Consider the following 25339-nt stretch of genomic DNA (forward strand, 5'->3'; position numbering starts at 1 on the left):
GTGAATTACCTCTCCATCATAAACTGCTTTAATTTTGTTACAAAGGAAGTAGATTTTTGTTGCTGATATTCAGTTCCATATGATGTGTAGTTGTTGACAATTTCTTTAATAGCCTTAGATACAGCAGCCTTTTCATTTAATAGAACGTATGGTATTTGGCGGATTACTGCAGTTGATACTATTTTATCATCAGGGAGTATGCCCAGCTTCTGAATTTCTACATCTAAAAATTGAGTAACAACCCTTTGAAATCTATCCAATGCTTGGTATCCACTTTTCACAGAAGCTGAGCGGTTCATAATAACTGATATTGGCATATTTCTTTGCTTATTTAAAATGTGCTTTATCATGCCATACGCATCAGTAATGGATGTCGGTTCTGGCGTGGTGACGACAACACATTCATCAGATGCAAGAATTAATGATAGACTATCATTTGTTGCTCCTGCCCCCATATCAAAAATGATATAATCATACATATTAACTAATTCATCATATTGCTGATAGAAGTAGTCTCTTTTCTCCTGATCCATCATAAAAAGATCTGTTAACCCCGACCCTGCTGCAACATATGCCAAACCACGTGGTCCTGTTTCTATAATATCATGAACGGATAAGTGACCAGTAAACATATCAACAATTGTTTTCTCCGAATGTAAACCTAGTAATATATCAATATTACCCATTCCGACATCCAAATCTAGCAGAAGAACTTTCTTATCCTGATTAAGTAGCTCTAATGAAAAGTTTAACGCGACATTTGATTTTCCCACACCACCCTTTCCACTTACTACTGCTATTGTTCTTCCCTGTCTTGGGTCTTTGGAAATTGCCAATTGACGTCTAAGGCTTGCAGCTTGATCATGCATCACTATATTCACCTACTATATAGTTACTAATCAGTTTCGGAGACGGCTCAATTATATCGTCCGGTACATCCTGCCCATTTGTCATAAATGCCACTCCTACATTTTTCTTTAACGCAATGTTCAACATGCTGCCATATTGTCTTGTCTCATCAACTTTAGTAAAAATAACTTCACTTATCGATAAATGCCTGAATTGATCGTGTATTTCTGTTATATCTTTTGACTTTGCTGTCATGGATAATACTAAATACGTTTCGATAGAAGCATTAAATTCAATACTATTCTGCAGTTCTTTTACGTACTTTTCATCGCGAAAATTGCGTCCAGCAGTATCAACAAGAATTAAATCATAGGATTTAAACTTTTCAACAGCATCCTTGTAATCGTCAATATTATAAGCGACTTCAATTGGTATATCTAGTATCTTTGAATATGTTTTTAATTGTTCTATAGCCGCAATTCGATATGTATCAGCAGTAATAAGTGCAACCTTTTTGTTGTCCTTTAACATACTAGCCGCTGCTACTTTTGCAATAGTAGTTGTTTTTCCAACCCCTGTTGGACCAACAAATTGAATAATCTTCTTTTGATATGTCAGTCCCTCAAATGGTAATTCACTTAATCTGTTTTCTATTTCTGCCTTTGTATCATCCAAAATACTAGCTTGTGTTGGAGTATGTTCTGGTAAATTATCATGTTTGCTAAGAATGGTATCAATTATACTTTCTGCCAAATCCTTATCAATTTCTTGATTTATCAAGTGGTAAAAAATAACTTGATACTCATCCGGATAATCGTTATTTCTATGCGATGACTGCACTTCAATAATTTTCTTTAAGTGTCGTATTTCATTTAAAATAGTACCATCTTCAACATTCGCTGTTTTATTGACACGACTCGTATCCTTTAACGTTTCCTGCTTTTTTGGTGGCTGAGGCTGTGGGTCGAGTGCCGCAATTACTTCAATATTTCTTTTCTTAAAAAACCCTAAAAAGCCACCGTGGAAAATCTCCTTTGAATTTAATATGACAGCTTCAGGTCCTAGTTCTTTACGTATTCGATTCATGGCCTCTGGCATTGTTGATGCTACATACTTTTTCACCTTCATGCTACATTCACCACTCCAACACTTTGTATTTGAACACTTGGTTCTAATTCGTTATACGATAGCACAACCACTTGTGGAAGGAACCTATCTAATAACTGTTTTAGATACATCCTGATTGCAGGTGAGCATAGAACAACAGCTGTTTCTTCTTGCAATGTCAGCTTTTCTACTTCATCATGGAGTGTTTTCACGATAATTTGCTGTGACTCAGGGTCTAACGCTATGTAATTACCATGCTCAGTCTGTTGAATACTTTCTGCAATCATTTTTTCTACTTTTCCTGAAACAGTAATCACTTTTAATGACATATCATCAGTTGCATATTGTTTCGTTATTTGTGATGATAATGCTTGCCGTACATATTCGGTTAAAAGTTCTGTGTCATTTGTCATCTTGGCAAAATCAGCCAACGTTTCAAAAATAATTGGTAGATTCCGAACCGAGATATTTTCTTTAAGCAGCTTAGCTAAAACTTTTTGAACATCGCCAACTGCTAATGGCTCTGGAGTAACCTCCTCTACCAGGATTGGATAGTTTTCTTTCAAGTGATCGATTAACTGCTTTGTTTCCTGACGGCCCAAAAGCGCATGAGCATTTTGTTTGATTATTTCCGTGATATGAGTCGAAACAACTGATGGAGGATCAACCACCGTGTACCCGGATAACTCTGCATCATCCTTATTCTCTTCACTAATCCACTTTGCCGGTAAACCAAATGCCGGCTCTTTTGTCTCGATACCATCTATCTCTTCATCATCTATGTCTGGAGTCATTGCTAGATAATGATCAAGCAACAATTCTCCAAATGCGACTTCATTTCCCTTTATTTTCAGCCGGTACTCATTCGGGTTTAGCTGAATATTATCTCGAATTCGCACTACTGGAACTACAATACCCAATTCGATAGCAAGCTGTCTTCGAATCATTACTACCCGGTCAAGTAAATCTCCGCCTTGACTAGCATCGACCAACGGAATAAGTGCATAACCAAATTCGAATTCAATCGGATCCATGTTTAATAAATTTACGACACTTTCAGGTGACTTCATTGATGATGACTCGGTCTGCTCCTCTTCCTCGATATCAGTCTCTTCTTTTTCATCGGATGGTCTAAGAAGTACATATCCGCCTAATGCTAATAGTCCGGCCATCGTTGTTGTTAGGAAGAAATTAATTGGTGTAAACCCTAGTAGGAATAATGTTCCCGCTGCAATAAATAACAGTTTTGGGTATTGCAGGAGCTGTTCCGTTACATCACTGCCCAAATTACCGGTTGATGTTGTTCTTGTAACTACAATCCCTGTAGCAGTTGCTATTAATAGTGCAGGTATCTGACTTACTAATCCATCGCCAACGGTAAGACGCATATATGTATTCATTGCCTCCGTAAAGGTGAAGTCCATCTGAACCATACCAATAACAAGTCCAAAGATAATATTAATTAACACAATAATAATCCCTGCTATGGCATCACCTTTCACGAATTTACTTGCACCATCCATAGCACCATGGAAATCAGCTTCACTTTCTACTTTCTCACGTCGTTCTTTAGCCTGTTGCTCTGAAATCAATCCAGCATTCAAATCTGCATCAATACTCATCTGCTTACCAGGCATAGCATCTAATGTGAATCTTGCAGCAACTTCAGATACTCTCTCTGCACCTTTTGTAATGACTAAAAATTGAATAATTACTAGAATAACAAATACAACAAAGCCTACAAGAGGGTTATCGCCAATTACAAAAGATCCGAATGTAGCAATGACTCCACCAGCTTCTGCCTCAGATAATATTGATCTGGTAGTCGAAACGTTCAAAGCAAGTCGAAACAATGTCAATAACAATAAGAGAGAAGGAAATATAGAAAACTGCAGTGCCTCACGTGTATTCATCGAAACTAAAATAACGACAAGTGCTAAAGATATATTACATAAAATAAGTATACTTAATAGCCATCCCGGTAAAGGGACGACAAGCATAACTATTATTAAAATTACTCCTAAAAGTACGGATAAATCACGTGCTTTCATAGATGTCTCTCCTTATTGCCCAACTTTTTTCTCTACCCTGTAAACGTAAGCCAGCATTTCAGCTACAGCTTGATAAAATTCTTCTGGTATAATATCACCAATTTCAATGACATCATATAAGGTTCTTGCCAGTGGCTTATTTTCAACTGTAACTACACTGTTTGCTTTAGCAATTTCCCTAATTTTGAACGCTATCTGATCGACCCCTTTTGCAACAACATATGGAGCGGAAGCTTTATCTTCGTCATACTTAATCGCGATAGCAAAATGTGTAGGGTTAGTAATCACCACATCTGCTGAAGGAATCTCGCTCATCATCCGCCTCGTCGCCATTTGACGTTGTTTCTCTTTAATTTTCGCTTTGATTTGAGGGTCACCTTCGATATTTTTATGCTCATCTTTAACATCTTTTTTCGACATCTTTAAGCTTTTTTCGAAGTCATATTTTTGATAGGTGTAATCTAAAACAGATAGAAATAGTAATGCGAATGCTGCTGAAACACCCATAATAATTGTAATTCTTCCAAAAAAACCAATAGCACTCTCAGCGGTTTTGAATGCAAGCATCATCATCTCATCTTTATATATCCAAATAATTAAAAAAGTAATTATTCCAATAAAGGTGATTTTTAATAACGACTTTAGGAGTTCAACTAAAGCTCTAGCCGAAAAAATCTTTTTTGCTCCTTGAATTGGATCCAGTTTCTTCAAATCAAGCTTTAATGGCTCTGTCGTAAACAAAAATCCGATTTGTGTGAAATTAGAGGCCAAACCTGCAAGAATTGCAACGACCATTATTGGCGCCAGCATTTTCCCAAGCTCTAATGATGTTTCTGTTAATACCTGGCCAACTGATGGTATCGTTACGTCCCAATTCATATACTCTGTAAAGGTGTGTTGAAACATTGTTGTCATAATGTCTTTCATGAATCCACCAAACACTACTAAAATCACGAAACAAAAAAACAATAAAAATGCTGTATTTATGTCCTGACTTTTGGCTACTTTCCCTTTTTTCCTTTCGTCCTGACGTTTTTTGGGTGTAGCTTTTTCCGTTTTTTCATCGGCGCCCGCAAAATATTGCAAGTCCAGTTTTAAGTGCACATTAAGCACCTCCGAATAATTGCATTAAACCTCGCATTGCATCAAACATCGTTTCAAAAAGGCTTTTCGCCAAAACAATGTAAAGACTAAGGAAAAATAAAATAACGACAAAACTCACGAAAATTTTTATCGGTAATCCTACTACAAACACATTTAATTGTGGTACTGCTCTAGCAATAATTCCCAGCGCAACATCAACTAAAAATAAACAGCCAACAATTGGAATCGCCATCTGGAAAGCAATCACAAACATTTTATTAAAAGTAGTTATCACAAAATCAGCGATTGTACCATCTTCAAATGGAATAAAAGATTCTATAGGAATTAAATTATAGCTATAAAAGATTCCATCTATTAACAAATGATGACCATTTACCGATAATAAGAATAATAAGGCAATTATATAAAGATACTGACCTGTTAAGGGACTTTGAGCACCTGTTTGCGGATCAATTACATTAGCAATTGCAAATCCCATTTGGAAATCTATGAAACCACCAGCAATTTGGATGGCTGATAGTATAATATAAGCTAGTAATCCTATTAAAAGACCAACAATTGCTTCCTTAACTAATAAGAACAAAAACATATCATCAATTAACACGTCCGATGAGTCAACTGTGTAAAACATTACTAATGCCAAAAAGAATGAAAAACCAATCTTAAATGGCGTTGGTATTGTTCGATACGAAAATAATGGAACTGTCGAAAAAAATGCTAGAACTCGTACAAAAATTAGTAAAAAAACAGGAATACTAGAAAGATTAATAATATCTAACATACTTTACCCTACAAACTGATTAAGATTTTGATATAAATTCACCGTGAATTCGACCATTTTCGTAAGCATCCATGGTCCAAAAAATACAAGTCCTACTAACACAGCTACAATTTTTGGTATAAAGGCTAGTGTTTGTTCCTGTATTTGAGTTGTGGCCTGGAAAATACTGACAAGAAGTCCCACAGCTAACGCCAAGATAAGCAATGGGCCAGATATAAGTAAAATAACATAGACACCTTTTTCAGCTAAGGTTAATACAAACTCACTCGTCAAATATAATCACCTGCCTTAAAAACCTTGTAATAATGACTGTGTTATTAAGTACCAGCCATCTACTAATACAAATAACAGTATTTTAAACGGTAATGAAATCATTACTGGTGGTAGCATCATCATCCCCATGGACATAAGAACACTTGCAACAGCCATATCAATAATCAAAAATGGAACGAAGATCATGAATCCCATCTGAAAGGCAGTTTTTAATTCGCTAATCGCGAAAGCTGGTACCAATGTAGTTAACGGAATATCCTGTATATTATCTGGTTTATCAATTTCTGCATAATTCATAAATAGTGCCAGGTCTTTTTGCCTTGTATGTTTTGACATAAATTCTTTCATTGGTGTACTTGCTCGATCATATGCTTCATCCAATGTTATATTTTCTTCAAAAAGCGGCTGTAAAGCCTCATCGTAGACTTGATTAAACGTTGGTGCCATTACAAAAAATGTAAGAAACAACGCCAGTCCGATTAATACTTGGTTTGGTGGCATTTGCTGAGTAGCAAGTGATGTTCTAACAAATGACAGTACAATTATTATCCTTGTAAAACTTGTCATTAAAATTAATATACTTGGTGCTAACGATAAAACAGTAAGTAATAATAATAGTTTTACTGATGTTGATATAGATGAAGGATCAGATCCAGAAAACATATCGATAAATTCATTCATGTTTATCTTCCTTCTGTTTACGTTGATTGATTAATTTTGTTCTGCTTTGTTTTAATTTATTTAATTCACTTGAAAACATATTTTTAAAATCTTTCTTAGATTGATTTGCTTCATCTGAATCTGCTTTTTGTTGAAAAATAGAAGTCAATAATGACTTTGATTGCTCTTCATTGGATTCATTACTATGTAAAATCTCTTTTTTTGCTTCTTCTTCACTAATTTCTTGTAGCATTTCCACATTTTCACCGACACCTATAACGAAGATTTTTGAGCCTATTCGGACAAGCTGAATTGATTTATTAGGACCAACTGAGATACCACCTAAATTTTCCAACGCTTTTACTTGTTGAAACAATTTATTACGCTTGCTTAAAAACTTAAGTAATAAGTATATAAGTCCAAGTACCAACAGTAAGGCAAAAAACATTTTGACCAAGTTAAATAGTAATGATCCATTACTCATTTCACCAGACTCCTCATCACTATCGGTATCATTAGGAGCTGTTTCAGTCTTTGTACAATCAACATCTTCATCGAGGCAATTTTCCACACTAGGTCCCGCCTCAGTAATCTCAGGATACGAAGCGGTGAAAACGAAAGCTATGATACAAATAAATAATCCTAGTCTTTTTATCACTATACTCACTCGTTTCTTAATCTAGCGCCTTCTGGATTGCTTCAACAACTCGTTCTGCCTGGAACGGTTTAACGATGAAATCTTTAGCGCCAGCCTGAATAGCATCTATAACCATAGCTTGTTGTCCCATAGCAGAGCACATGATTATATTTGCATCACCATCTAATTGTTTTAATTCTTTTAAAGCAGCTAACCCGTCCATCTCTGGCATCGTAATATCGAGTGTAACGAGATCAGGTTTCAACTCCTTATATTTCTCAATTGCTTCTACGCCATCTTGCGCTTCGCCAACCACTTCAAATCCGTTTTTACTTAAAATATCTTTTATCATCATACGCATGAAAGCTGCGTCATCTACTATTAAAATTTGTTTTGCCATTGTAGTAATCCCCCTTTTAAATATATTATTTATTTAGTTTCATTAAACGGTCTGTTCTGCTGCTAATATCTGTTACACGAACACCAAAGTTCTCATCAATAACTACTACTTCACCCTTAGCAATTAATTTTTCGTTCACCAAGATATCCACTGGTTCACCTGCAAGTTTGTCTAATTCAATTATTGATCCAGCTGATAGTTCCAAAATATCCTTAATGGTCCTTTTTGTACGACCAAGTTCAACCGTTACTTTTAATGGTATATCCAAAAGCATGTCCAGATTACGCTGCTCATTCTTGTTCAACTCAACTTGTTCAAAATTCGAGAATGTTGCTTGTTGAATAGAAGAACTATCTTGGTCAATTGAATCTCCCAGATATTGTGCACTCTCAGACCTTTCCTGATCTGAATTCGTCTTCTGTTCAGTTTTCACTTTTGGCTTTTCTGTCTCTGCTGTTACTGCTGCTTCTTTTTCCCCATCAGAAGAAGATGCATTCAACAACTGATCAACCAATTCCTTAGCAAATTGAACAGGTATCAACTGCATTATATTAGAGTCTATTAGGTTACCAACTTGCAGCTGAAAAGAAACTTTCACAAATTGTTCTTCATCAGAGATAGATTCTTCACTTTTATCACCATTAGATTTTTCAAGTTTAATAGTTGGCGGTGATATATCAACACGTTTCCCAAATACCGTTGACATACTTGTTGCAGCAGTTCCCATCATTTGATTCATTGCTTCCTGAACAGCACTCAAATGTATTTCATTTAATTCGTTATCAGGAGATGTTCCGTCACCACCTAGCATAATGTCTGAAATAACAGCAGCATCTTCTGACTTCATAACCAGTACATTTTTCCCATTGAATCCTTCTATATAATTTACCTGAATATTTACATGATCAAAATCAAATACATTATTTATTTCAGTATTTTTGATAACAGTAACTTTTGGAGTTGTAATATCTACTTTTTGATTTAGTAAAGTAGACAATGTTGTTGCCGAGCTTCCAAAAGAGATATTACCTATTTCACCTAGGGTATCTATTTCAATTGTTGATAAAGAATTTAAAGTATCGCTTGAATTTTTAACCATATCGTCCTCTTCTTCACCTACTTTTAGAAGTGCATCTATTTCGTCTTGGGAAAGCATACCGTCATTCATTATTGTCCCCCCCCTTAATTTCTCCGAGTACTTGCACTGACATCTTATTTTTAAATTTGCCAGGCTGTACATAGAATTTAGGTTCATCATTTACCGCTAATGTTAATGGATGATCTATTGACTGATTTAGCGCTATTATGTCATCTGCACCTAAATTAAGTAGCTGCTGAATGCTAATATTGGTGTTACCCAATATTGTCTTTGCTTCAATATTAGCAAGTTGAATATTGTTAGATAATTTTTCATATGCTTCTGGGTCCCGCTTCTTAGTAGCTGTTTGCATCCAATAATGCACTGATAACTTTGGAATAATAGGTTCTAATACTATATGTGGAATACAAATGTTAATCATGCCACTCGTTTCACCTATTGTTGTATTTAATGAAACTACAACAACTGTTTCATTTGGTGATACCATTTGAAGAAATTGCGGATTCACTTCAAAATCCTCTAGTACTGGATCAATTTCGATTAAGGATGACCAAGCCTCTTGTAAGTTAACTGTCGCTTTTTCAAATAGTTGAGACATTAGCATTGTTTCAATTTCAGTTAAATTTTCTACTTTGTTAACACTATGCCCTTTTCCACCAAGAACCCTGTCAAGCATTCCATATGCAATATTTGGATTAACTTCCATTAAAATTCTGCCTTCAAGTGGTTCTAGACTGTACATGTTTAATACGGTCATTTTGGGAACAGATCGAATAAATTCTTCATAAGGTATTTGGTCAACAGACGCAACAGAGATATTGACATATGTTCTTAATTGCGCAGAGAAGTAAGTTGTTAATAAACGGGCATAATTCTCATGAATCCTGGACAAACTGCGGATTTGATCTTTAGAAAATCGAAGCGCACGCTTAAAATCATATTCTCGAACCTTTTGCTCTTTTTCTTCTTTTTTTAATTCATCTGCATTCATTTCGCCCGACGATATTGCTGATAATAATGCATCAATCTCATTTTGCGAAAGTACTTCTTCCACTAGAAACCTCACCTCCAAACAGGAGAATTTACCTTACTACTGTAATATTTTATTTATTGTATACACATCTGTAATGCTACCTTCTGTCATTACCTTATTTAATTCTAACTGAACAACATCTTCTAAATTTGATAATCCTGATTTGAAATCTTCTTCATTCATTTTAGCAAGTTCTTTTATTAAGATGTTTTTAAGCTGAAATTCCCTTTTTATAACTTCTTCCTTCGCGTCCTTACTATCCGTTATAATTTGAAATTGAATTCGTACAAAACTGCCATCTTGTAAATCGGTAGTGATTTCAGAAGTTTGATACGAATTTTCTACGATTTCATCAATTGATTGTGCATTGCCGTTATTTTTATCACCGGTAAAATTTAAAACTACTATAAGTGCAACTACACCAGCCAACAATAAAATACTTATTGATGTCACCATCGTTTTCCCCAGTCTACCGCTCATTAACATCACCCACTTCTTTAAACCATCCATTTAAACCGATTTTACGATAATAGTCTGTTACTATTTGTTGAACGTCAGATTCAGAGTCTTTGACAACAATTTTCTTACCATTCATCAATGTAATCGTCGTATCTGGATGTGATTGAATCTGTTCAATCATAATTGCATTTAATAGAAATAGTTCTCCATTTAGTCTAGTAAGCTGAACCATATTTATGGCAGGAGTGCCACCTTATTGATGGACACCCCCTACCTCCCTACATTATCGTTTTAAATTCACCAGTTCTTGAAGAATTTCATCTGATGTTGTAATGATTCTAGTATTAGCCTGGAATCCACGCTGTGCTGTAATCATCTCAGTAAATTCTGAGGCAAGGTCCACATTTGACATTTCTAGTGAACCACTGACTATTGATGCAACTCCATCAGTTTCAGGTTCAGATAACCCGGTATAACCCGCGTTCTCCGTATTTAAATACAAGTTACTACCTGCTTTTTGAAGACCGGCTGGGTTTGAGAAACTTGCAAGAGCAACTTGCCCGGCTACTTGAGTATTACCATCTGCATCAATATAATTTACAGTACCATTTGTTTGTACACTGAAACTTTGTGCTGTTTCAGGAATGTTGAGTGCAGAAATATTCCCAGTGTCGCCCTGATTAGCAGAGCCCATTAAATATAATCCATCAGAGTTCACAATGTTCCCATTTGTATCCAGATAAAAATTTCCCGCTCGAGTGTAAGAAACATTTGAATTATCCAAATTAATATTATCAAGTTCATTAGGGTTACTTGGGTCAAATATATCGCCTTGAGGATCATCTCTAGCTATATCACTTGCAACAACGAACATTCCATCACCTTCCAATGAAAAATCTAGCGGATTATTCGTTGTTTGACGGAAACCTTGTGTATGGATGTTATCAATTGAACCCATTTGTGAACCTAATCCAATCTGTGCTGGGTTTACACCACCACGAGTATCTGTTGCACCTTGTGCACCTGATGACATTTGACTCATCATATCCTGAAACGTTACACGTCCCTTTTTAAACCCTGCAGTATTTACGTTGGCAATATTATTACCAATAACATCCAATTTCGTTTGAAAACCTTTCATTCCAGAAATACCTGCATACATTGAACGTAACATAATTATTTCTCCCCTTTATTGGTTTTTATCAAATCTAGCTTCAGCGACTAATAGAAGTGCATCCACTATTTTAGCTGTATCACTCATTCAACAGCTTAATGGGCCTCCCAATCGGGTCCAGCCTATTCGTTTATTAGTATTGTTCCATTAATATTGGTGAAAATTTTGCTTGTTGCTTCTTCCTTGTTCATTGCTGTTACGACTGTATTGTTTTTAGTACTTACAAGCAATGCAGCGTTATCCGTAACAACTAATGAATCCGTTACACCTTTATGTTTAGCTTCAGTCATTTTTTCTGAAATTGCTTGCCATTGCGTTTCACTTATCGTTATATTTCGTTCATTTAAGCGTTCTTTGGCGTGCTTACTGACTTTAGGATGGTGTATCTCTGCTAAAATGTCCTTAAAGTTAGTTGATTCATTCTTTGTTTCTGTTTTCCTTACTGGTGGTAATGGCATTGCATGATGCTGCTGTAACTGATTAATGCGATCCATATTACTCACTTCCTTCAGGAGAAGGCCCTGTTACATTTTCTTCAGTACCACTATCTGAACTCGCATCTGGATCGCTCACCTGTGTAATCGAATCTGCATAAATCTTTTCACCATTCTCAAGTTCCAGTACAGCCCAACCTTGATCTTGACTTACAGCAGTAACTTTACTTGTTTCAATGCCGATTTTTTCTCCAGTCTCTTCATCATAAGCTTGATAAGAAACTTCTTTGCCAATCATATGACTATTTTTTAGTATTGGAGAAACCGTTTGATTTTGTACAAGATTATCAATTGAGTTCGTCATATTCATCATTTGTTCCAGGGATGAAAATGATGCCATTTGAGATACAAACTCTTGATCCTTCATTGGATTTGTTGGATCCTGATTTTGCAGCTGGGTCATTAAAATCTTCAAGAATTCATCTTTACCTAGATCAGGACTTGGAACCCGCTCTGTCGATTGGTTATTTAAATATAGTGATGGATCTATAGTTGTCATGTTTTTCACCTACACTTTCTCATTCATTAAGATATTTTGAAATTGCGTCTCAAAATCATTATCTTCTTCTTGATCGTCCTGTTCAGAGTGATTGGACTGACCTTGTTCCTGTCTACTATTGTGTTCATCATCTTGTTCACTTTGATTCGTTTGCGCTTGTTGAGATGATACTTCCTGCTTTTCAACCACTACCTGTTGTGGTGACAACATGTTTCTCAGTTGGTGCATATTCGACTCAAGCATTTCTTTAGCAGCATGAGAAGTAACCATTATTTTAACGGTCATTTCCCCATTCATTTGTGTCAGTTTGACCATCATGTCACCAAGGTTTTCCGGCCGTAATGTGATATTTAACTGCGATGTACCATTTTGCATTGTTAAGAATTTGCTAGTTTTCATAACTTTTTGGAACTGATCTATTAATTGTTTGTCTACTGTATTGTTACTTTGATTTTGATTCATATGAATAACGTATTGTTCAACCTTTGATAAAGGAATCGATGATGTCATTGACATGGGTTGCTGTCCGGATATTTTATCACTATTTGCTTGACTTCCTACTGCATGCTGCAACCATTTTGTTACATCATTACTAGTTACTTTCGCATCAGAATTGTACTGTTGCTTGGAAACAAGTTGATTTCTCTTTTGAAAAGATTGTAAGAGTTCTTTCCATATTCCCTGTTCTTTACTACTGCTTTTAAATGAATCTTGTGAAATTACTGCTTGTTTCATATCTTGTTTTTTCTCTAGAGCTGTCCATTGTTCCAGCAACTTTAGTAATACCGGTGCTGCTTTAGAAGCGCTTTTCTGATCCGTTATTTGTGATAGTAATTTTTCAGCTTTTACGGACAATGCCTCAAATTGTTGTTGAAGAGCTTTATTGCTCAAGACTGTTGATTGTTCTAAATAAGTAAGAAATGAACCTACATTTACTTCTGTTTTACCATTCTGCTCTGATATTAGTTTGTTAATTGATCCTTCGAGCATTTTCATTACTTGCGCTTTTAATGCTGCACCATTCTCATTATCCACAACAATACTATTAATTGTAGCTTCCAACATTTGCATTGCTTTTTCTTCCGATAACGAGCCCTCTTTTCCTGTAGCAATGCTTTTAATAGCTTGCACTAACTTTTGCATTGCTTCTTCTTCTGAGGCTGCACTATTAATTAGCTTTTGAACATCACTTGTATCCATCAGCATGTTAACGATAGACATTTCATCCTGTGAGTTATCTTCGCTACTTAATTGTTCGGTTACTCCCGTTTTTGAGCCTGACAATAAATTTTGAAAAACAGACTGTTTATCTGGTGTGCCCTTTCTGGAGTTTTGCTCCAATGCTCCTCGTGTTTGCATTACCTGTTGAAAAATAGTTCCAATCGCATTCATCTTTCTCACCCCCTTTCAAGTTAAGTCACATAAGAATTAGTTTGTTACAAACAATTGAGTCAACTCTGCAGCCAAATCAGGTTCCATTTCTTCAAAAATTCTCCCACGCACATCATTAGGTAATTTCTTAAGTATTCCTACAGCTAAATCTTGCTCCATATTTTCAATAATTAATGCTGCCTGTTCACTATCCATTTCCTTAAAAGATGAAGAAATCGCTTTAATTGAATCCTCCCCTGATTCAGCTGCATCATCAGAGGTTTCTGATTCGCTCTTATTCTCATCGGAATTACTGTTCTCAAGTTTGACAATTTCCTGTTCCAATTGTCCGACGGTAGACTCGAGATTAGACACTTTCTGATTCAGTTGTGATATTTTCTCATCTTTAGTAGCAATAATATTCTTCGTCTTCTGTTCTTCTCGCTGTTCATTCTTCTCTTTATCCGTCGTGATCATAGAAGATACAACTGGTATACTATTTCCAGTACTTTTAGCCCAACCGATAACATCAACACCAGCAACTGTAAATATAATTATTGTTAAAGTTACCGCAACAATAAATGGAATTACAATGGCAAAAAAGAACCATAGAATTGGATTCGTTTTATTTTGTTGTTTATTATTATCCTTCACCATATTTCTCACCTAATTTTCTGGCTAAAATATTGCTGCATAGAAATTTCATCCATTTGAGCATTTTCATTCTTCTTAGTAAGCTCTTCATCTGCCTTATGCCTGTGTTCAATTATTTTTTCAAACTTTTTCACTTCAACAAACGCATTGGTTAGTTTCTCATGGTTAGTATCCATTTCATTTCTTGCTTTTTGTACATCATGCTGAAGTTTGACAATCTGGTTATTCAATATTTCTATATAGCCTACTTGCTCTTTAATCCTGTCTATTGGTGTTGTTTGATGCAGATATCCTTCATATGATTCTTCAGCTACTTCTTTTTTTCTTAGTAGGTTATACAATTGTGTAGCTATTTCCTCAAAGAAATCAATTGATTGCTGATATGCTTTTTGTGCATCTCTCTTTTCACTTTCACGTACATTTAATATTTTGGATAATGCAACTGTCTCTGCCATCAAATTCCTCCATTAAGCAACTTTTGCATCTGATTAATTGATTCTTCAAGCGTTTGGTATTCAAATATTTCTTGCTTCAAAAACTCCTGTATCTTTGGGTGGTATGATATTGCCTTATCGATTTCCTGATTAGTTCCCCGCTTATAAGCACCAATTTGAATTAATTCGTTATTCTCTTCATAAGTAGCCATTAATGTCCTTATTTTTTGCGCAGCATCCAAATGTTGTTTACTAGAAACCTGATTCATTACTCTACTAATCGACTTTAATATATTAATAGCAGGAAATTGACCTTGTTCAGCTAAGTTTCTATCTAATACAAAATGACCATCCAGTATACCCCTAACTGTGTCAGCAATTGGTTCATTCATATCATCACCGTCTACCAGAACAGTATAGAATGCCGTTATAGTTCCATTTTCACTTGTGCCTGTTCGTTCCAATAGTTTAGGCAATGTAGCAAATACAGACGGGGTATAGCCTTTTGTTGTTGGTGGCTCTCCAGTCGCTAAACCAACCTCTCTTTGCGCCATTGCAACCCTTGTTACAGAATCCATCATCAGATTAACTTGAAATCCTAGGTCTCGAAAATATTCACTAATTGCAGTTGCGGTATATGCTCCTTTTATTCGCATTAAAGCTGGCTGATCAGATGTTGCTACCACTACAATAGACTTTTTTAACCCTTCATCTCCCAGGTCATTCTCAATAAACTCTCGAACTTCCCTGCCTCGCTCACCAATTAAACCAATCACATTTATATCTGCGCTACTATTACGAGCTATCATGCCAAGTAAAGTACTTTTACCAACGCCGCTACCTGCAAATATACCTATCCTTTGCCCTTTACCTACTGTTAACAACGAATCAATTGCCTTAACCCCCACCTGGATTGGCTCAGATATGGGCGCACGTGATAGTGGGTTTGGTGGTGATTGCTCCGTTAAATAACTTGACAACCCTTTTGGAAGTTTAGAATCATCCAAACACCTGCCAAGCGAATCAACTACTTTACCAATTAAACCTCGTCCGATTTTCACTGACAATGCTTCACCTGTTGACTCTACTAAACATCCTGGGCCGATTTCAGTTACCTGCGCGTATGGCATAAGAATAATTTTTTCATTGTTAAAACCAACTACTTCAGACATGACTGGTTTTTTATTAGTCGAGCTATGAATCAGACAAACTTCACCGATATTTGCATCAGGACCCTGTGATTCAATCATGAGCCCCACAACCCGCAATACTTTCCCATACCGTTTTAATGTGTCTGCTTGATCAATGGCATCAAAAAATTTTGTTGTTGTCATTGGTCACTCTCCATATTGACCTCATATAATACTTCACGCAGTTCCTGGAGTTGAACATCTATACTGGCATCAATTCGTCCAAAGGGATGTTCAATCAAACAACTATCTTCTTTTAATTGTTCATTAATATAGAAAGATACATTTAAATCCTTATCAACAAGTTGGACAATTTCATCTTTTTGCTTCATCACCAGTTCATAATTATTTGGGTGTAAATATATTGAAAGATCAGACTGGTCTTTTATATCTTTAATTGCTGTATTAACAATTTTGATGAATGAGTCAGGATTCTCATTTAACTCTTTCTTGATAATCTTTTCTGCAACATGTATGGCTAGCTCTAAAATAGTTTCATCGCTTTGTTCAATTGTAGAATGATAATCTTTCGTTGCTGATTCAACAATTTTATTAGCATTTGTCAGTAATTCCTTATATTGGTCCTGGCCCTCTTGCTTACCAAGTTCAAAGCCTTTTTCAAATCCCTCATCCTGAGCCTGTTTAATGTACTTTTCTCTTTCGGCTTCCCAATTTTCTTTAGCTTTTTCAATTTCAGCATTTGTTTGTTGTACCAATGTCGCTTGTTGTTCTTGTATTTGCTGGAGCCTATCGCGTGCTTGAGTGATTTCCGATTGTATACTTATTCGATCATCTTCTAAACCAGTAGAAGCCTGAGCGCTATCTTGATTATTTAACTCAATCGGCCTCACTGTTATAAGTTTTTCTTTCATTGTACGTGATTGGTTTGAAAAAATATTAGACAATGATATCATCACCTCCACCACGGGCTATAACGATTTCGCCAATTTCCTCCAAGCGACGTATGGCACCCACGATTCTTGTTTGCGCTTCTTCCACATCTCGTAATCTAACTGGCCCCATATATTCCATTTCCTCTTTAAATGTCTCTGCCATCCGTTGAGACATATTGTTAAAGACTATATCCTTTACTTCATCACTAGCAACCTTAAGTGAAAGACGTAAATCCTCATTTTCAACTTCCCGTATGACACGTTGTATTGCACGATTATCCAGTACAACAATATCCTCAAATACAAACATGCGTTTTTTGATTTCTTCAGCCAACTCTGGGTCCTGGATTTCAAGTGCATCCAAAATTGTTTTTTCGGTACTTCTATCAACACCATTTAATACTTCAACAACGGCTGCAATACCACCAGTTTGAGTATAGTCTTCAGTTAATGAGGAAGATATTTTCCGTTCTAATACCTGCTCCACCTGACTTATAATCTCAGGTGATGTTGAATCCATTGTTGCGATACGTTTTGCAATCTCTGCCTGCATTTCCTGTGGTAACTCGGATAATATTTGTCCTGACTGCTCCGGATCTAAGTAGGATAATACAAGTGCGATAGTTTGTGGGTGTTCATGTTGAATAAAATTTAATACTTGCTGCGGATCGGCTTTACGTGCAAAATCAAATGGCCTGACTTGTAATGATGATGTCAGTCGTTCTATGATGTTAGTTGCCTCACTCTGCCCAAAAGCTTTTTCCAGCACAGATTTTGCATACCCAATCCCGCCTTGTGTAATATAATCCTGCGCCAAAGCAATTTGGTGAAATTGATCAAGAACATCTTCCTTCGTATTCGATTCAACTTTTTTTACTGAAGAAATTTCCAAACTCAATTTTTCTATTTCTTCTTCCGATAAATGCTTGTACACTTGAGCAGATACGTCTGGACCCAAGGAGATTAAGAGGATAGCCGCTTTTTGTTTGCCTGTGAGAGTAGAATGTTTTGCCATTTCAAAATACCTCCTTAATCATCCGAAATCCAGCTTCGTAAAAGTTTAGCAAATTCTTCTGGTTTATCTTTAGCCATTTTCTCTAATTGTTTTTTACGTACTACTGATTCAGAGTCCTGTTCATCACCTATTTCTGGTAGCTCTTCACTCGTTTGAGTTCCTATCGTCTCTTCTACTACTTCCTCTTCTTCCTTATTACGGTTACGAACTAACAAGAAGATTAATAAGATAATAATAGCTAATAATATTCCGCCTGCTATATACATCCATAATGGAATAACTGGAGTAGTTGGTTGTGCTGTATCAGCACTTTCACTGAATTCCTGGAACACGATAGATGTTTTTTCTTCAGTCTGAATCTCCCCATATTCCCCATCTATTGATGTACTGATGATAGAATCTAAAATTGATGCCATTCCAGCAGAAACTGTTTCTTGTTCCTGATTCGATAAATATTGAATTTCATCCCCATTTTTGCTTTTCACTTCGTCAACTGCTACTTGAATTCCCAAATCACGAATTTTGTAGGGACTCTCAACAATTTCTTTACGAATACGGTTATATTCATTATTTATCGTCTCTTTAGAAAGTTCGTATTCACCATCTTCTCCTTCTTCAGTTGCCTCATAATTAGGTATGTCTTCTTCACCAGTTCCAGCAGTTCCGCCGACCGGAGGGTTACCTGTATAGGTTTCATGAATACTTTCAATACTTATCGGTACACCTTCCATATTTTCTACATCTACTGGCTCAATAAGTTCTTCAACTCGGTTTTCCTGTCTGAAGTCAACATCAGCTGTTACAGAAACAATAACATTCTCCATCCCAACCATAGCTCCAAGCATCTGTTGAAGTCTTCGTCTTATATCACGTTCTATATCTTGCTTAACATCCTGCTGATATGTATATGTATCCTTATTGGCAACACCATTTTGTGTATTCCTGTCGAAGTATTCAAAATACTGATTCATAATAACGATATCTTCAGAAGGCAGATTAGGAACAGCTTTTGATACTAAGTGATATAATGAATCAATTTGATTGCCTTTAAATTGATAGCCAGGTTGTGTATTTATCACTATAGAAGCACTTGCATCCTGTACAGATTCACTAACAAAAACAGGCTCTTCAGGCATATTGATCATGACTTTTGCATCTTCAATTCCTTCTACACCTTTTATTAAATTAGCTAATTCCGTTTGCATAGCATCCAGTTTTATCATACTGAATTCGTTATCTGTAATACCCCAGGAAGCATTTTCACTGAAAAAGGAGTAATCAATATTACCACTATTAGGTATTCCTTGCCCTGCAAGATCAACAAGTAATGAATTTACGCTACTTTCAGGTACCGTAACAGTTGTACCTCCACTTTCTAGCTCATAAGGAACACCTCTTGCATCTAATTCAGTTTTTATTTGTCCGACTTCTTGTAAAGATAGGTTATTATATAAAGGAACTAGTTTAGAATCAGATGTAAACAGTATTATTGCTAGAATCAAAGCAACAACTATTGCAATAGAACCTATAAATATTCCCTTTTGACCTTTAGTACGCCTGGTCCAAAAAGATTTAGCTGTATCTTTGAATTTCAATAATTTTTCCTTCATATATTCCCCCGCCAAATTCCAGTTTCTATTTAATAGCTATCTCTGTATTCTATAGCAACTATTAGGACCTCATAAAAATCGTTTGAATATTTTTTACAGTTTAAAGAGCAAAAAAATAATAGAAAACTTAGCTTATCACCAGAAAGCGTTTTTATCTACTTAGAATTCCTTATACTTTGGAGCGCAAGCACTAATGGCGAATGCCTCAGTTGCACTTATGCAATAATGAAATTAATTAGTATTACCAACAAAGGTTAACTTCCAGTTTGCATTTTTATAGTAGATAGTGGCTGCACACGGCAGCCATTTTGGTTTCTATACTGCTAAGCATAATCACTTGCTCTTTTCAGTTGCTACTAGATATTTCCTTTATATCTGCATGCGCATAATTTCTTTATAAGCATCAATTACTTTACGTTGTACTTGTACAGAGGTCTCCAACGTAATGCTTGCTTTTTGTGCTGTAATCATAACATTATGTAAATCATCAATTTCTCCATTAGCCATTGCCTCAGTTTTTGAATTCGAAGCAACTTGTGTATCATTCACCTGTTCAATTGCTGCTTTTAACGAATTTGCAAAGTTACTCTGTGCCTCACCTGGTGAAATTGACGGCTTACCTGCTCCCGGATTGGTAATTGCAGGCTGAGTTACTCCATTTACTAAAGGGTTCATATAATAGCTCCTTCGTTTTTATTTTCCAATTTCCAGTGCCTTTAACAACATATTTTTACTCGCATTCATTGATGTGATATTCGCTTCATACGATCTGGTTGTACTCATTAAATCAACCATTTCTTTTAATGGGTCCACATTCGGCATTTCTACATAACCAGCTTCATCAGCGTCTGGATGATTGGGGTTATAAACAACCTTAAATGGCTCATCATCTTCAGTAATTTCTGATACTTTCACTCCAGAACCCTGGTCTGATGAGTTTGTTGCTTTATGTAAGAAAGATTTGAAATTTTGTCCGTTAGGTTCCATAACAACCATTTTCCGTCGATAAGGTTCATATTCACCATTTTCATTCATTGTGGCCCTGGTTGTTTGAGCATTAGCAATATTAGAAGATACAACATCCATTCGAAGCCTTTGCGCTGTTAGTGCACTTGCACTTGTGTTAATTGCATTAAATATTGACATAATTACCTCCCTCCTCTAATTACCGTTTGAAGACTGCTGAATTTACCATTCATACGATCAACCAAACTTCGATAATAGATTTGATTTTTTGCTAAGTCGGACATTTCTTTATCTATGTCAACGTTATTCCCATTGTGGTTATACATAGAATTCCTATTCGTAATTGTTTGAAAAGATTGGTTAGTATTTACATTGTTAAAAGATATATGTTTCGGATGTGTTCGCTTTGTCTCAAAGGATGTATTTAGTGCCTCATTTAACACATTTTTAAATGCAACGTCTTTTGACTTATAATTAGGTGTGTCGACATTTGCAATATTGTTTGAAATAGTCCGGTTTTTAGCCGATGCATAATTTAGGGAGTTTTCAAGTTTTTGGAATGTACCACCAAATAATTCCATTGCAATCCTCCTAACTTTTAGTAAAAAGACCGACATAAACTATTTTATGTATACGAACATTGTAATTTATATCAGATTTAAAGTCTATCACATTTCGACAATTTTCTCATTGGGAAAAATAATTAGTTAAATTTATCTAGGACTATTAGCATGTAAAATATACTTTTTTTTACAGAAATTGATATGAAATGTTAATTTTTGTGAAATTATTACCTTTCAAAAAAATTTTTTCATACAAAAAAACGGTTATCCTCGGGATAACCGTTTTTTGTATGAATGTTTTATCTTGAACGTAATTTTTCCAATTCTACGAGGAATTTACTGTTTAATACTTTAATGTAAGTACCCTTCATTCCAAGTGAGCGTGACTCAATTACACCAGCACTCTCGAGCTTTCTTAAAGCATTAACAATGACTGACCTGGTAATTCCAACTCTGTCTGCAATTTTACTTGCAACCAGCAGTCCTTCGTTACCATTTAATTCTTCAAAAATATGATCAATTGCCTCTAATTCACTATAGGACAGAGAACTAATTGCCATTTGGACTACTGCTTTACTTCTAGCTTCAACTTCAATTTCTTCTGTTTTCTCATGCAATATTTCCATGCCTACTACAGTTGACCCATATTCAGCAAGAAGTAAATCATCATCACTAAAACTATCATTTAATCTGCTTAATATAAGTGTACCCAGACGTTCTCCTCCACCAATTATCGGAACAATAGTAGTCAAGCCACTACCGAATAATTCACGATTTTCTACTGGGAATGCAGTATAAGGGCTATCAATATCAAGGTTTGCAGTAGTTTCATGAATATTGAATAATCCATCTGTATATTCCTCAGGAAATTGCCTTTCCTCAAGCATAGATTTCATGCGTTCATTCTCGATTTCCTGGTTAATTGCAAACCCTAACAACTTTCCTCGTCTGCTCAAGATAAAAATATTACCTTTGATTACATCTCTTAAGGATGCAGACATCTCATTAAAGTTCACCGATTTCCCTGTTGCTTTTTGCAACATAGCGTTAATTTTTCTTGCGCGATCTAAAAGTTCCATAATGATCCTCCATTTCGTTAATTCGATTTATAGTATAAATTGACTTAAATCTTTGTTTTTAACAATATTACTTAATTTTTTATCGACATATTCTTTCGTAATATCAATTGTTTCCATATTAATATCCGGTGCTTCAAACGATAAATCTTCTAAAAGCTTTTCTAAGATGGTATGGAGTCTTCTTGCACCAATATTATCTGTATCCTGATTAACTTGATAGGCAATTTCTGCCAGTCTATTTATAGCTTCGTCCGTAAAAACAACATTTATACCTTCAATTTTAATCAATGCAGTATATTGTTTTAACAAAGCATTTGATGGTTCTTTCAAAATTCGTTTAAAATCTTCAACGGTTAGCTTTTCAAGTTCTACTCTGATTGGAAATCTTCCTTGTAATTCAGGTATTAAATCAGAAGGTTTTGCCATGTGGAATGCACCTGCAGCTATAAAAAGCATGTGATCCGTCTTCACAGGACCATGTTTTGTTACTACAGTAGATCCTTCAACAATAGGTAAAATATCGCGCTGTACCCCTTCTCTTGAAACATTTGCAGAATTATCCTGTTTTGCTGCAACCTTATCAATTTCATCGATAAATATTATGCCTGATTGCTCGGCACGCTGAACAGCCTCTTGACCAGCCTCTTCCATGTCAACCAGTTTATGCGCTTCTTGCTGTGTTAGAATTTTTCTTGCTTCAGAAACAGGAAGTTTACGTTTTTTCTTTTTCTTAGGCATAAATTGACCTAAAGCATCTTGCATGTTTGTGCCCATTTGCTCCATTCCTGATCCCTGAAGCATATCAAACATTGATGGTGGCACTTCTTCAATTTCAATTGTTACTAAATTATCCTCTAACTCTCCAAGGGATAACTGATTTTCTACCCGCTTACGTTTATTCTTAATTTCCTCATCTTTTGGTGCATTTTCACCCTCATCGTTCTCTTCCTCAGCCGAGAATAACATTTCAAGCGGATTTTTCATACTATTTTGCTTTTTTGCTTGTGGTACCAGTAATTGAACTAGTTTTTTATTAGCTTCAGTCTCTGCTTTGCCCATTACTTCACTCATTTTTTCTTCTTTAACCATCCGCATAGACATTTCAACCAGGTCACGAATCATTGATTCAACATCACGACCAACGTAACCAACTTCAGTAAACTTCGTTGCCTCAACTTTCACAAAAGGTGCACTAACTAAGTTAGCCAGTCTGCGGGCAATTTCAGTTTTTCCTATTCCTGTTGGTCCAATCATTAAAATGTTCTTTGGTACTATTTCTTCTTTAATATCCTCATCAAGCTTCATTCTGCGGTACCGGTTCCTCAATGCTACAGCAACCGACTTTTTTGCATTATCCTGACCAATTATATACTTATCTAACTGACCCACAATTTGTTTTGGCGTAAAATCAATACTCATTATTCACGAAGGCCTCCTCATTAATCAAGTACCTCTAATGTAATATGGTCATTTGTATAGACACATATTTCACCCGCTACTTCCAACGCTGCTTTGGCAATCTCTTTCGCTGTTAAACTTTCTGAATATCTTACTAAAGCTCTCCCAGCACTTAATGCATAGTTTCCACCAGAACCTATTGCAAGTATACCATCGTCAGGTTCAATGACTTCTCCAGTGCCAGACACAAGGAACATGTTCTCTTTATTCATCACAATTAGCATAGCCTCTAATTTACGAAGAACTTTATCACTACGCCATTCTTTTGCTAACTCCACAGAAGCTCTAGCAAGATTTCCGTCATATGCTTCAAGCTTCCCCTCAAATTTTTCAAATAAAGTGAAAGCATCCGCAACAGACCCTGCAAACCCAGCTAACACCTGCCCATTAAATAATGTACGAACTTTTTTTGCTTTATGTTTCATGACAACAGCATTTCCTAATGTAACCTGCCCATCGCCACTCATTGCACATTGATCGTCATGTTTAATAGCAAAAATCGTTGTAGCATGCATTTCAGCTGCCACTATCATCACCTCTTTGATCTGAATATTTATCACTTGCTCTTGGATGACTATTCATATATACACTACGCAAACGATCCTTTGTTACATGTGTATATATTTGAGTAGCTGATAAATTTTCGTGCCCTAATAATTCTTGGACTGTACGGAGATCAGCACCCTCATTCAACATATGTGTTGCAAATGTATGCCTCAGTTTATGTGGGTTAACATGTACTGTTAATGCTGCTTTTTCAACTATCTTATTGAGAATCAGTCTCATTCCTCTTGAAGTCAGCGGAGCACCTCTAGCATTAAGAAAGACGGAGTTTGTAGAACTATTAGCTTTATCTAAAAGTTTATTCCTTCCATCATTTATGTAGGTATCCAATGCAACTTCTGCAAATCGTCCAAATGGTATATATCGTTCTTTTCTACCCTTCCCTTTTATAAACATTGTACCAATAGTGAAATCAATATCTTCCAATAACATCCCTTGACACTCACTTACTCGTATACCAGTTGCATAGAGTGTCTCAATTATTGCTTGATTTCGCTGTCCAACAGGATCGGATAAATCATTCACTTCAAATAACTTTTCCAATTCTTCCATATAAAGAAAGCTAGGTATTGGTTTAGAAGCCTTGGGAAGAGTCACATTAACGAATGGATTGCCAGTCACTTGATCTTCACGTTCCAAAAACTTATAAAAACTTCTAATGCTGGAAATTTTCCTTGATACAGATCTCCTGCTTAACTTTCGGTCGTATAAAATTGTTAAAAACAAGCGAATCTCTTGATAATTAACTTCTTGAAGATTATCAATTCCCTCTTGGTATAAAAAAGCGAAAAAGGTTTCCAGATCATTTAGATAATATTTGACAGTGTATTGCGAAGCGTTTTTCTCTATTTGTAAATACTCAATAAATGCCTCGCTGGATTTTTTAAAATGATTCAATTTTCCACCTCGTTCAAACAGCGAA

Annotated in this window: 30 protein-coding genes; all 30 read right to left on the reverse strand. The window is 35.8% G+C overall.

All coding sequences use genetic code 11. From position 1 onward, the window contains the following. Positions 1–5 precede the first annotated feature (5 nt). The 30 genes from BMY13_RS12470 to xerC all read right to left on the reverse strand — a co-directional run bounded on the left by BMY13_RS12470 (position 6) and on the right by xerC (position 25314). Positions 6–869 (reverse strand): MinD/ParA family protein, encoded by an 864-nt coding sequence (locus BMY13_RS12470; protein ID WP_092505009.1) that lies wholly within the window; start codon positions 867–869, stop codon positions 6–8. Next, a complete protein-coding gene (flhF, locus tag BMY13_RS12475; protein WP_092505011.1) occupies positions 862–1977 on the reverse strand; it encodes a flagellar biosynthesis GTPase FlhF in 1116 nt (371 codons plus the stop codon). The genes BMY13_RS12470 and flhF overlap by 8 nt, the downstream gene beginning before the upstream one ends. Further along, a complete protein-coding gene (flhA, locus tag BMY13_RS12480) occupies positions 1974–4007 on the reverse strand; it encodes a flagellar biosynthesis protein FlhA (RefSeq protein ID WP_092492934.1) in 2034 nt (677 codons plus the stop codon). Before flhA ends, flhF begins: the two co-directional genes overlap by 4 nt. A 12-nt stretch (positions 4008–4019) precedes the next feature. Further along, complete coding sequence (flhB, locus tag BMY13_RS12485) at positions 4020–5111, reverse strand: flagellar biosynthesis protein FlhB (protein WP_092492935.1); 1092 nt, start codon at positions 5109–5111, stop codon at positions 4020–4022. A gap of 1 nt (position 5112) precedes the next feature. Next, positions 5113–5892: a flagellar biosynthetic protein FliR gene (gene fliR / locus BMY13_RS12490; RefSeq protein WP_092492936.1), complete on the reverse strand. Its 780-nt coding sequence runs from the start codon at positions 5890–5892 to the stop codon at positions 5113–5115. A gap of 3 nt (positions 5893–5895) precedes the next feature. Then, a complete protein-coding gene (fliQ, locus tag BMY13_RS12495) occupies positions 5896–6165 on the reverse strand; it encodes a flagellar biosynthesis protein FliQ (protein WP_092492937.1) in 270 nt (89 codons plus the stop codon). 15 nt (positions 6166–6180) lie between these two features. Continuing rightward, complete coding sequence (fliP, locus tag BMY13_RS12500; protein WP_092492938.1) at positions 6181–6846, reverse strand: flagellar type III secretion system pore protein FliP; 666 nt, start codon at positions 6844–6846, stop codon at positions 6181–6183. Next, a complete protein-coding gene (locus tag BMY13_RS12505; protein WP_139180786.1) occupies positions 6839–7483 on the reverse strand; it encodes a flagellar biosynthetic protein FliO in 645 nt (214 codons plus the stop codon). Before BMY13_RS12505 ends, fliP begins: the two co-directional genes overlap by 8 nt. 16 nt (positions 7484–7499) lie before the next feature. Then, entirely contained in the window at positions 7500–7862 is a 363-nt protein-coding gene (locus BMY13_RS12510) for a response regulator (RefSeq protein WP_092492940.1), read from the reverse strand. Between the two features lie 25 nt (positions 7863–7887). Next, positions 7888–9033, reverse strand: a complete 1146-nt coding sequence (gene fliY, locus BMY13_RS12515; RefSeq protein ID WP_175476812.1) for a flagellar motor switch phosphatase FliY — start codon at positions 9031–9033, stop codon at positions 7888–7890. Then, positions 9023–10015 (reverse strand): flagellar motor switch protein FliM, encoded by a 993-nt coding sequence (gene fliM, locus BMY13_RS12520; RefSeq protein ID WP_092492942.1) that lies wholly within the window; start codon positions 10013–10015, stop codon positions 9023–9025. The genes fliY and fliM overlap by 11 nt, the downstream gene beginning before the upstream one ends. Positions 10016–10051: 36 nt before the next feature. Continuing rightward, positions 10052–10474 (reverse strand): flagellar basal body-associated protein FliL, encoded by a 423-nt coding sequence (gene fliL, locus BMY13_RS12525; RefSeq protein ID WP_092505015.1) that lies wholly within the window; start codon positions 10472–10474, stop codon positions 10052–10054. Beyond that, the gene (locus BMY13_RS12530) at positions 10464–10685 is read right to left on the reverse strand and encodes a flagellar FlbD family protein (protein WP_092492944.1); all 222 of its coding nucleotides are present in this window, start codon (positions 10683–10685) and stop codon (positions 10464–10466) included. Before BMY13_RS12530 ends, fliL begins: the two co-directional genes overlap by 11 nt. 51 nt (positions 10686–10736) lie before the next feature. Continuing rightward, the gene (gene flgG / locus BMY13_RS12535) at positions 10737–11627 is read right to left on the reverse strand and encodes a flagellar basal body rod protein FlgG (protein WP_092492945.1); all 891 of its coding nucleotides are present in this window, start codon (positions 11625–11627) and stop codon (positions 10737–10739) included. 122 nt (positions 11628–11749) lie between these two features. Beyond that, the gene (locus tag BMY13_RS12540; protein WP_092492946.1) at positions 11750–12121 is read right to left on the reverse strand and encodes a TIGR02530 family flagellar biosynthesis protein; all 372 of its coding nucleotides are present in this window, start codon (positions 12119–12121) and stop codon (positions 11750–11752) included. A 1-nt stretch (position 12122) separates the two neighbouring features. Then, positions 12123–12620 carry a flagellar hook assembly protein FlgD gene (flgD, locus tag BMY13_RS12545; RefSeq protein ID WP_092493240.1) on the reverse strand — a complete coding sequence of 166 codons (498 nt, stop codon included), beginning with the start codon at positions 12618–12620 and terminating at the stop codon, positions 12123–12125. A gap of 9 nt (positions 12621–12629) precedes the next feature. Continuing rightward, complete coding sequence (locus BMY13_RS12550; RefSeq protein WP_092505017.1) at positions 12630–14012, reverse strand: flagellar hook-length control protein FliK; 1383 nt, start codon at positions 14010–14012, stop codon at positions 12630–12632. 36 nt (positions 14013–14048) lie between these two features. After that, positions 14049–14645 (reverse strand): MotE family protein, encoded by a 597-nt coding sequence (locus BMY13_RS12555; RefSeq protein WP_175476797.1) that lies wholly within the window; start codon positions 14643–14645, stop codon positions 14049–14051. An 8-nt stretch (positions 14646–14653) separates the two neighbouring features. Continuing rightward, positions 14654–15100 carry a flagellar export protein FliJ gene (gene fliJ / locus BMY13_RS12560; protein ID WP_092492949.1) on the reverse strand — a complete coding sequence of 149 codons (447 nt, stop codon included), beginning with the start codon at positions 15098–15100 and terminating at the stop codon, positions 14654–14656. Then, on the reverse strand, positions 15100–16413 hold the full coding sequence (gene fliI, locus BMY13_RS12565; RefSeq protein WP_092492950.1) for a flagellar protein export ATPase FliI: 1314 nt from the start codon (positions 16411–16413) through the stop codon (positions 15100–15102). The genes fliJ and fliI overlap by 1 nt, the downstream gene beginning before the upstream one ends. Next, a complete protein-coding gene (fliH, locus tag BMY13_RS12570) occupies positions 16410–17174 on the reverse strand; it encodes a flagellar assembly protein FliH (protein WP_175476798.1) in 765 nt (254 codons plus the stop codon). The genes fliI and fliH overlap by 4 nt, the downstream gene beginning before the upstream one ends. Further along, positions 17167–18177 (reverse strand): flagellar motor switch protein FliG, encoded by a 1011-nt coding sequence (fliG, locus tag BMY13_RS12575; RefSeq protein ID WP_092492952.1) that lies wholly within the window; start codon positions 18175–18177, stop codon positions 17167–17169. Before fliG ends, fliH begins: the two co-directional genes overlap by 8 nt. 14 nt (positions 18178–18191) lie before the next feature. Next, entirely contained in the window at positions 18192–19787 is a 1596-nt protein-coding gene (fliF, locus tag BMY13_RS12580; protein ID WP_092505021.1) for a flagellar basal-body MS-ring/collar protein FliF, read from the reverse strand. Positions 19788–20156: 369 nt separating this feature from the next. Further along, positions 20157–20462 (reverse strand): flagellar hook-basal body complex protein FliE, encoded by a 306-nt coding sequence (gene fliE / locus BMY13_RS12585; protein ID WP_092492954.1) that lies wholly within the window; start codon positions 20460–20462, stop codon positions 20157–20159. A gap of 18 nt (positions 20463–20480) precedes the next feature. Further along, positions 20481–20933: a flagellar basal body rod protein FlgC gene (gene flgC, locus BMY13_RS12590; protein ID WP_092492955.1), complete on the reverse strand. Its 453-nt coding sequence runs from the start codon at positions 20931–20933 to the stop codon at positions 20481–20483. 2 nt (positions 20934–20935) lie between these two features. After that, entirely contained in the window at positions 20936–21334 is a 399-nt protein-coding gene (flgB, locus tag BMY13_RS12595) for a flagellar basal body rod protein FlgB (RefSeq protein WP_092492956.1), read from the reverse strand. 281 nt (positions 21335–21615) lie between these two features. Then, complete coding sequence (gene codY, locus BMY13_RS12600) at positions 21616–22395, reverse strand: GTP-sensing pleiotropic transcriptional regulator CodY (RefSeq protein WP_092492957.1); 780 nt, start codon at positions 22393–22395, stop codon at positions 21616–21618. Between the two features lie 27 nt (positions 22396–22422). Next, on the reverse strand, positions 22423–23814 hold the full coding sequence (gene hslU, locus BMY13_RS12605; RefSeq protein ID WP_092505023.1) for an ATP-dependent protease ATPase subunit HslU: 1392 nt from the start codon (positions 23812–23814) through the stop codon (positions 22423–22425). Positions 23815–23834: 20 nt separating this feature from the next. Beyond that, on the reverse strand, positions 23835–24380 hold the full coding sequence (gene hslV / locus BMY13_RS12610) for an ATP-dependent protease subunit HslV (RefSeq protein WP_092492959.1): 546 nt from the start codon (positions 24378–24380) through the stop codon (positions 23835–23837). Beyond that, the gene (xerC, locus tag BMY13_RS12615) at positions 24370–25314 is read right to left on the reverse strand and encodes a tyrosine recombinase XerC (protein ID WP_092492960.1); all 945 of its coding nucleotides are present in this window, start codon (positions 25312–25314) and stop codon (positions 24370–24372) included. Before xerC ends, hslV begins: the two co-directional genes overlap by 11 nt. Positions 25315–25339 lie beyond the last annotated feature (25 nt).

Origin of the sequence: Virgibacillus subterraneus (genome assembly GCF_900110695.1) — a bacterium.
Classification (GTDB): Bacteria; Bacillota; Bacilli; order Bacillales; family Amphibacillaceae; genus Lentibacillus; species Lentibacillus subterraneus.